Origin of the sequence: Streptomyces sp. NPDC127084 (assembly GCF_042724175.1) — a bacterium.
In the GTDB taxonomy this organism is placed as follows: Bacteria; Actinomycetota; Actinomycetes; order Streptomycetales; family Streptomycetaceae; genus Streptomyces.
The window spans coordinates 1-8,326 of the sequence record NZ_JBHXFA010000224.1; the positions used below are offsets into that span (position 1 = coordinate 1).

The 8,326-nt window shown below is 71.9% G+C and carries 6 protein-coding genes and 1 pseudogene; 2 read left to right on the forward strand and 5 right to left on the reverse strand.

What is annotated here, in order from left to right; translation table 11 throughout:
• Positions 1-396: 396 nt before the first annotated feature.
• Both ACFWI9_RS31375 and ACFWI9_RS31380 read right to left on the reverse strand, forming a co-directional pair.
• Complete coding sequence (locus tag ACFWI9_RS31375) at positions 397-1,863, reverse strand: GuaB1 family IMP dehydrogenase-related protein (RefSeq protein WP_387167813.1); 1,467 nt, start codon at positions 1,861-1,863, stop codon at positions 397-399.
• A gap of 208 nt (positions 1,864-2,071) precedes the next feature.
• Positions 2,072-2,428, reverse strand: coding sequence for a barstar family protein (locus tag ACFWI9_RS31380; protein WP_387167816.1), 357 nt, complete (start codon positions 2,426-2,428; stop codon positions 2,072-2,074).
• A 322-nt stretch (positions 2,429-2,750) separates the two neighbouring features.
• Here ACFWI9_RS31380 and ACFWI9_RS31385 point away from each other — a divergent pair, with 322 nt between their 5' ends.
• Both ACFWI9_RS31385 and ACFWI9_RS31390 read left to right on the forward strand, forming a co-directional pair.
• Positions 2,751-4,112, forward strand: a complete 1,362-nt coding sequence (locus tag ACFWI9_RS31385; RefSeq protein WP_387167825.1) for a glutamine synthetase — start codon at positions 2,751-2,753, stop codon at positions 4,110-4,112.
• Positions 4,113-5,240 carry an amidohydrolase family protein gene (locus tag ACFWI9_RS31390; protein WP_387167819.1) on the forward strand — a complete coding sequence of 376 codons (1,128 nt, stop codon included), beginning with the start codon at positions 4,113-4,115 and terminating at the stop codon, positions 5,238-5,240.
• A gap of 290 nt (positions 5,241-5,530) precedes the next feature.
• Here ACFWI9_RS31390 and ACFWI9_RS31395 read toward each other — a convergent pair whose 3' ends face one another.
• The 3 genes and pseudogenes from ACFWI9_RS31395 to ACFWI9_RS31405 all read right to left on the reverse strand — a co-directional run.
• The gene (locus ACFWI9_RS31395; protein ID WP_338675429.1) at positions 5,531-6,577 is read right to left on the reverse strand and encodes a sugar-binding domain-containing protein; all 1,047 of its coding nucleotides are present in this window, start codon (positions 6,575-6,577) and stop codon (positions 5,531-5,533) included.
• Between the two features lie 75 nt (positions 6,578-6,652).
• Positions 6,653-7,336, reverse strand: a complete 684-nt coding sequence (gene rpe, locus ACFWI9_RS31400) for a ribulose-phosphate 3-epimerase (RefSeq protein WP_387167822.1) — start codon at positions 7,334-7,336, stop codon at positions 6,653-6,655.
• Positions 7,337-7,584: 248 nt separating this feature from the next.
• A pseudogene (locus ACFWI9_RS31405) lies at positions 7,585-8,250 on the reverse strand (rRNA cytosine-C5-methyltransferase); the annotation flags it as partial.
• Positions 8,251-8,326 lie beyond the last annotated feature (76 nt).

The window sequence follows — 8,326 nt, forward strand, 5'->3', positions numbered from 1 at the left end:
GCCCCCGCCCCAGCGCGCGTCCGGGGCCCCCCCCCCGGGGAGTCCCCGTGGGGCCGTCACCGATACACGCGGGTGAGCTCGTACCGCACCGGCTTCAGCGGTGGCTCTGGCTCTGGGCCGCGAGGGCCTGGGAAGGCCTCAGGCACCAGACGCCGAGACGCCGCGAGCCCCCCTCTTCGGGCGGACGGCGCTGGTTCCAGAACCCCTGGTGCTGTGAACGGACAGGTTTGCCGGGAAGCTCGCGGCGTCCGGTGCGGTATACCGCAAGGCGGTGGGGGTCCCCCCGCCGAAGGCAGGGGGAGATCGCCCTCGTACTGGATCTACTCGGGTGATTCGACAACGCAGCGAGGTGCCGTGCCGGGCGTCGCGACGGGGCGAACGTTGCCTGACGCGGCACTAGCTCCAGCTGGCGTGCAGCGGCTTGCCCTCGGCGTAGCCCGCGGCGCTCTGGATGCCCACGACGGCCCGCTCGGCGAACTCCTCCAGCGACCCGGCACCCGCGTAGGTGCAGGACGAGCGGACGCCCGCGATCACCGAGTCGATCAGGTCCTCGACGCCCGGGCGGGCCGGGTCCAGGAACATCCGCGAGGTGGAGATGCCTTCCTCGAAGAGCGCCTTGCGAGCCCGGTCGTAGGCGGACTCCTCGCTGGTGCGATTGCGGACCGCACGTGCGGAGGCCATACCGAAGGACTCCTTGTAGAGCCGGCCGTCGGCGCTCTGCTGGAGGTCTCCGGGGGACTCGTAGGTGCCCGCGAACCAGCTCCCGATCATCACGTTGGAGGCGCCGGCGGCCAGCGCCATCGCGACATCGCGCGGGTGGCGGATACCACCGTCGGCCCATACGTGCTTGCCGTACTTCCTGGCCTCGGCGGCGCACTCCAGCACCGCGGAGAACTGCGGGCGTCCCACACCGGTCATCATCCGGGTGGTGCACATGGCACCGGGGCCCACACCGACCTTGATGATGTCAGCGCCGGCCTCGATGAGGTCCCGGACACCCTCGGCGGCCACGATGTTGCCGGCGACGATCGGGACGTGCGGGTCGAGACCGCGGACCGCCTGGATCGCGGAGATCATCGACTCCTGGTGGCCGTGCGCGGTGTCCACGACAAGCGTGTCCACACCGGCGTCCAGGAGCTGCTTGGCCTTGCCCGCCACATCACCGTTGATGCCGACGGCGGCTGCGATACGCAGCCTGCCCTGGGCGTCGGTGGCCGGACTGTACAGCGTGGCGCGCAGGGCACCCTTGCGCGTCAGCACACCGACGAGCCTGCCGTCCTCGTCGACCGCCGGGGCGATCTTGCGGTTGGCGTTGTCCAGGGTGGTGAACGCCTCGCGCGGGTCCATGTCCGCGTTGATGAGCAGCAGGTCCTTGGACATGACCTCGGAAAGCTGGGTGAAGCGGTCCACGCCGGACAGGTCGTGCTCGGTGACGATGCCGACCGGGCGGTCCTGCTCGTCCAGCACGACGCCCGCGCCATGGGCCCGCTTCGGCAGCAGGGAGAGGGCGTCGGCGACGGTCTGGTGAGGGGTGAGCACGATCGGCGTGTCGAGCACCAGGTGGCGCGTCTTCACCCAGGAGATGACCTCGGTGACGACCTCTATCGGGATGTCCTGCGGGATGACGACCAGGCCGCCGCGGCGGGCCACCGTCTCGGCCATCCGGCGGCCGGCGATCGCGGTCATATTCGCCACGACCAGCGGGATGGTGGTGCCGGTGCCGTCCGGGGACGACAGGTCGACGGCCTGGCGGGAGCCCACAGCCGACCGGCTCGGCACCATGAAGACATCGTCGTAGGTCAGGTCGTAGGGGACCGGAGACGAGGTCACAGGCCGTCCGGTGCCGGGCTCAAGGAAGCGCATAAGTCTCACATTTTCACGCGAAACGTCGCAGGTCACTCCGACAAGGACACAGCAAAGCGCCCCCGCGTTCGGATATTCCTCCAAAGAGGTACGGGGGCTTCGTGCGCCGGGCAGGAGTGGGGACCTGCCTTACGTCGAAAGGTTACCCGAACGGGAATCGAAGCGGCCAGTACGACCTCGTCAGACGCGGTGGCCCCAGGTCGTGTCCTCAGTCCACCTCGCCCATGGCGACCAGCACCGCGAGCCGCCGGGGCATCGTGTCCACCGCCTGTCCGAAGACCTCCTGGGCGGTCTCCCATTCGCCCGGCCGGGCCTCGGCGTACTCCTGCCAGCGGCGGACGAGCACCAGGGTGCCCTCGTCTCCGGGGAGGTCGGTGAGGCAGTCGGCGAGCGCGTCCCAGTTCCGGCCGAACCAGGCGGGCAGCTCCAGATCGCCCGCGCAGCGTTCCATGAAGGCGGCCTTGTCCGTGACCCCGTGGAGGTCGAGCACGGTGACGTTCCGTCCGGCCGCGGCGTCGAACAGCGCCGCGAGAGGCCCGCCGCGTCCATTCCGGGGGTTGCTCATCGGGCACCTTCCGCCAGGTCCGCCAGTGATCTCGGGTGTACTCGATGTAGTAGACCGCGCCGGAAGTAGTAGACCGCGCCGGCCGCGCCGGTGACAACCGGTGACGGCGCGCGGTCCCGGTGGTCCGCCACCGCAGGTGATGAAGGCGGGTCGGCGTGGGTAGGGAGTTCCCGTGCAGCCCATCGACGACTCCGACATCTCCGACGGCTCCGACGGCTCCAGGGACCGGGCTCCGGATGGCCCGGCGGACAGCGCCGCTCTCTCCTGGGAGCGCGCGCTCGACCAGCTGGCCTCGACGCGCGGCACCGATCCTGAGGAGGCCCTGCGCCGTATCCGCTGGGACGCCCGGGCGGCGACCACCCGGCTGACCGGTCAGGACGTCCACGGCATCGCCCTGACCTGGGTCGACAACGCAGGGCTGACCCGTGTCAAGACCATCCCCGTCGCCCGGCTGGCGCAGGTGGCCGAACGGGGCGTCGGCATGTCGCCCGTCTTCGACGTCTATCTCGTGGACGACTCGATGACGACGAGCCGCTGGGTCGGCGGCCCGGACGGAGACCTCAGGCTGGTCCCCGATCTCGGGCGGCTCACCACGCTGGCGGGACAGCCGGGCTGGGCATGGGCCCCGGTCGACCGCCTGGACCAGCGAGGACTGCCCTACCCCGGCTGCCAGCGCCTGTTCGCCCGGCGGATGGCCGCGCTCGCGGCGAGGCGCGGGATCGAGTTCCGGATGGGCTTCGAGACCGAGTGGATCGTGCAACGGCAGGACGGGACGCCCGGGTGTAGCGGGCCCGCCTACGGCATGGCCCGGGTAGCCGAACTCACCGGATATCTGGCCGATGTGATGTGTGCGCTGACCGCCCAGGGCGTCGAGGTGCTCCAGCTCCATCCTGAGTACACGGCAGGGCAGTTCGAGGTGTCGGTGGCGCCGTCCGACCCGGTGGGCGCCGCGGATCTCGCGGTACTGGTGCGCGAGACCGTGCGGTCCGTCTCGCTGAAGCACGGGCTCACACCGCTGTTCGGCCCCGCGGTCGTGGTGGGCGGCGTCGGCAACGGCGGCCATCTCCACCTCAGCCTGTGGCGTGACGGCAGGAATCTCTGCCGGGACGGCGGCGGCCCGTTCGGTATGACCGCGGACAGCGAGGCGTTCCTGGCGGGCGTCCTGGACGCGCTGCCCGCTCTGCTCGCGATCGGGGCACCTTCCCCCGCGAGCTACCTGCGGCTCGAACCGTCGCGCTGGGCGGGTGTCTTCCAGTGCTGGGGTCTGGAGAACCGCGAGGCCGCCCTGCGTTTCATCACCGGCGCGCCGGACGACCCGGACGGGGCGAACGCGGAGGTCAAATGCTTCGACGCGGCAGCCAACCCCTATCTGGTGGTGGGCTGCGTGATCGCGGCCGGCCTCGCCGGGCTCGACGCCCGGGCGGTGCTCCCGGCTCCTGTCCAGGGCGATCCGGCCGCCCGCGACGGATCTTCGGGTGACGATCCGTCCTCGTCCCCGTCCCCAGCACGGCTGCCGACTTCGCTTTCTGAGGCTCTGGAGCGATTCGAGCGTTCCGGCGTACTGCGGGAGGCACTCGGCGAGCTCCTGTTCGACGCGGTCGCGGCCGTACGCCGGGCCGAGATCGAACTATTCGAGGGGCAGTCCCCGCAGGAGATCGCCGACGCGACCCGCGGACGGTACTGAATGCCGCCGGGCAGTGTGGGGGAGCTGCCCCCGCTGGTCGACCACCACTGCCACGGGGTGCTGCGCCGGGATCCGGACGCGGACTGCTTCGTCTCGTATCTCACCGAGTCCGACGCCCCGGCGGCGCCCGGTACGAGCTTCTTCGACACGCAGCTGGGGTTCGCGGTGCGCCGCTGGTGCCCGCCGCTGCTCGATCTGGAGCCGCACTGCCCCGCCGGCCGCTATCTGGAACGGCGCCGCGAACTGGGACACGAGGAAGCCACCCGCAGGCTGCTGCGCGCCAGCGGCACGGGCACGTATCTCGTGGACACCGGTCTGCCGGGCGATCTCACAGGCCCCACGGAGCTCGCGGTGCTCGGCGGCGGCGAGGCACGGGCGATCGTACGCCTCGAGACACTGGCCGAGCGGACGGCGGACGCCGGCCACAACCATCCCGACGCCTTCCTCGAGGTCTTCGGGCACGCCGTCACGGCCTCCGCCCGCACCGCCGCCGGATTCAAGTCGATCGCCGCCTACCGGTACGGACTCGGGCTCGACCCCGATCCACCCGCTGACGCGGAAGTCCGCGCCGCCGCGGTGCGCTGGCTGGACACGCGCGGACCGGGCGGCCGCCTCACCGACCCGGTGCTGCTGCGGCATCTGCTCTGGTCGGCGGTGCGCACCGGTCTGCCGCTCCAACTGCACACCGGCTTCGGCGACCCTGATCTCCGGCTCGACCGCTGCGACCCGCTGCTGCTCACGGACTTCATCCGGGCCGTCGCCCCGCACGGCTGTCCGCTCGTACTGCTGCACGGCTACCCGTACCACCGCCACGCGGCCTATCTGGCCAATGTGTTCCCGCATGTGTACGCGGACGTGGGGCTGGCGCTCGCCCACACCGGGGCACGCGCGGAGGCGGTCCTCGCGGAGGCGCTGGAGCTCACGCCGTTCGGCAAGCTCCTCTACTCCAGCGACGCCCACGGGCTGCCAGAGCTGTACGTGGTCGGCGCGCGCGTCTTCGAGGAGGCCGTCGAGCGGCTGCTCGGCGACTGGACCGGCTCCGGCGCCTGGTCGGGCGAGGACGCCGACCGTGTGACGCGGCTGCTGGCCGCGGAGAACGCGCAGCGGCTCTACGGCCTGGGCGAGTGAGCCCGATCCGGGTCGGTGGCTCGGCTTGAGGAGAGTCGGGGGCGAGCCCGAATCACGCCGAACACGAGACCCCGTTTCCCTGGTTCTGAGGTGATCGCGACTCGAAGCGGAAGGATCTGCCCTGTCTGCGGTTCACCGCGGATGGATGGGGGCCTTCCGGGACGGCGTTCTCGATGGTGAGTTCGGCCAGCCACGGCTCCGCCACCTCGGCCCCGGGAGATCCCGGTCCGGACCCGGCCCCAGGGCCATGACCGCCACGACGGGCCGCGACCGTACCGCGGGCCGCCCCGTCAGCTGTCCGGGTCGGCCCGTTCCAGGGCCGGACGGGGACCGGGCTGAGACTCGGTGAGCAGGAAGTCCGCGGCGGCCGTGTCCGTCACCAGGCTGGTGACAAGGCCCGACCGCAGCACCGCGCCGATCGCAGCCGCCTTGCGCTGACCGCCCGCGATCGCGATGACCTCGGGGATACGGCGCAGCCGGTCCGCCTCGACCGTGATGCAGCGCTCGCCGAGGTCCCGGCCGACCCTGCGACCGTCGGCGTCGAAGAGATGGGCGGACATCTCCGCCGCCACGCCGAGTGAGGCGTAGTGGGCACGCTCCTCGTCCGACAGCATGTCGTGGACGGTCGAGATACCCGGCTCCCAGGACCCGATGGAGACACAGGCGACGGTCACCTTGTCGAAGTACTCGAAGGCGCGCGCGATACCGGTCTGGTTGCGCAGAGCCGCCGCGGTGGCCGGGTCGGGCAGCAGCATCGGCGCGTAGATCGGGTGCGCCTCACCGCCGGAGACCTGGGCGGCCCGCCGCACCGCCTCCACCGAGCCGCGCTCGGCGGTCCCGGCATCGTAGACGCCGGTCAGTTGGACGACGGTGCACGGCGGGAGCCGGTCCAGCGCAGCCGCCATGTGGATGGTGGAGCGCCCCCAGGCGAGTCCGAGCACATCGCCCTCGGTGACGAGCTCGCCGAGGAGGTCCGCGGCGACCTCGCCCAGGTTCTCGGGGTCGGGGGACTCGTCCTCGCCCTCCGCCGGGGACTCCACGACCACCGCGTGCCGCAGACCGAACCGGGCACGCAGCGCGTCGGAGCGCTCCGCGTCCAACTCGGCGGGCACGCGGATCTCGATCCGCACCAGATCGCGTTCGAGAGCGGTCTCCAGGACCCGGGCGACCTTGAAGCGGCTGACGCCGAACTCCTCCGCGATCTGGATCTTGGACTTGCCCTCGAGGTAGAAGCGACGGGCCATGGCCGCCGCCTGCACCAGCTCCGCGGGTCCCATCCGCAGGGCTGGCCGTCCCGCCGACATTGCAGACACCGCGCTCTCCTCACTGCTGTTCACACTCCGGAACCGTCATCCTGTCAGATCCGGAGGTTGTCGATCAGCCCAGTCGGGCCCCGTTCACGTAACCGTGGCTCAGTGGTCGCATGCCCAGGGGGCCGCCGCGATGGTCCGCGACGCCTTGTCACGCAGTGCGCGTACCGCCTGCGCCGGGTCCTCGGCCCCGTAGACCGCCGATCCGGCCACGAAAACATCCGCGCCGGCTTCGGCGCACTGCTCGATGGTGGACTCCGAGACACCTCCGTCGACCTGGAGCCACAGGTCGAGTCCGTGCTTGTTGACCAGCTCCCGGGTACGGCGGATCTTCGGGAGCATGATGTCCAGGAACGCCTGACCGCCGAAGCCGGGCTCCACGGTCATGATCAGCAGCATGTCGAGCTCGGGCAGCAGGTCCTCGTACGGCTCGATGGGCGTGGCGGGCCTGAGCGCCATCGAGGCGCGCGCGCCCTTCGCCCGGATCTCCCGCGCCAGCCGCACCGGCGCCGCCGCGGCCTCCACATGGAAGGTGACGGACCCGGCGCCGGCCTCGACGTACTGCGGCGCCCAGCGGTCCGGGTCCTCGATCATCAGATGGCAGTCGAGCGGGGTGTCGGTGGCGCGGCTGAGCGACTCGACCACCGGAACACCCAGCGTCAGATTGGGCACGAAGTGGTTGTCCATGACATCGACATGGAGCCATTCGGCGCCTTCGACCGCCTTGGCCTCCTCGGCCAGGCGGGCGAAGTCGGCGGAGAGGATGCTGGGAAAGATCTGGGCCATGTGCCAAGACTGCCATGCCTCCAGGCGCTGCCACTCCCCCGGTACCCGACCGGTTCCGACCGCGCGGCCGTCCCGCTACCGGAGTGCGGCGCTCCACGCACCCCGGGCGACGCTTCCCCTACCGCGGCAAGGCCGTCCCGGCACGACGGCGAAACCGACCCGGGACCGCGGTACGGCTCGTCCGGCACCCGCGCCCGGGGCGCCGGGCAGAGGTCGCCCGCTGTGCCGTCGTGGAGGGGCGCTGCCCCCTACGCCGTACGCCGGAGCAGGGCCAGATACATCGCGTCCGTTCCGTGCAGATGCGGCCAGAGCTGGACGTCGGGGCCGTCACCGAGAGCCGGGACCCCGGACATCAGCGGGCGGGCATCGATCCACTCGGCCTCGGCCGCCGGACCGCCCCGGCCCTTCAGTACGTCCTCGACGACCACCCGGGTCTCGGCGAGATGCGGCGAGCAGGTCGCATAGCCCACCACCCCGCCGACCCGCACCGCGCGCAGCGCCTCTCGCAGCAGCGCGCGCTGGAGCGGGGCGAAGCCCTCGAAGTCCTCGGGGCGGCGGCGCCAGCGGGCCTCGGGGCGGCGGCGCAGGGCGCCGAGGCCCGAGCAGGGCACATCGACCAGGACCCGGTCGAAGGCTCCGGCGCGCCACGGCGGGCGGGTTCCGTCGGCGGCGATGACCTGGTAAGAGCCGGGATTGCCGGTCAGGGCGCGCTCCACGAGGCGGGCGCGGTGCGGCTGCTTCTCGGCGGCCAGCAGCGCCGCACCGCGCTCGGCGGCCAGGGCGCCCAAGAGGGCCGCCTTGCCCCCGGGGCCGGCGCAGCCGTCCAGCCAGCGCTGGTCGGGGCCGTCGAGCGAGGCGTTCGCCAGCGCGAGCGCGACAAGCTGGCTGCCTTCGTCCTGGACTCCGCCCCCCCCCACGCCCCACCGCGCCGACCCACCCCCCGCGCCCCCCCCCCCCCGCCCGACAGACAAAAACCGCCCCGAGCACAGG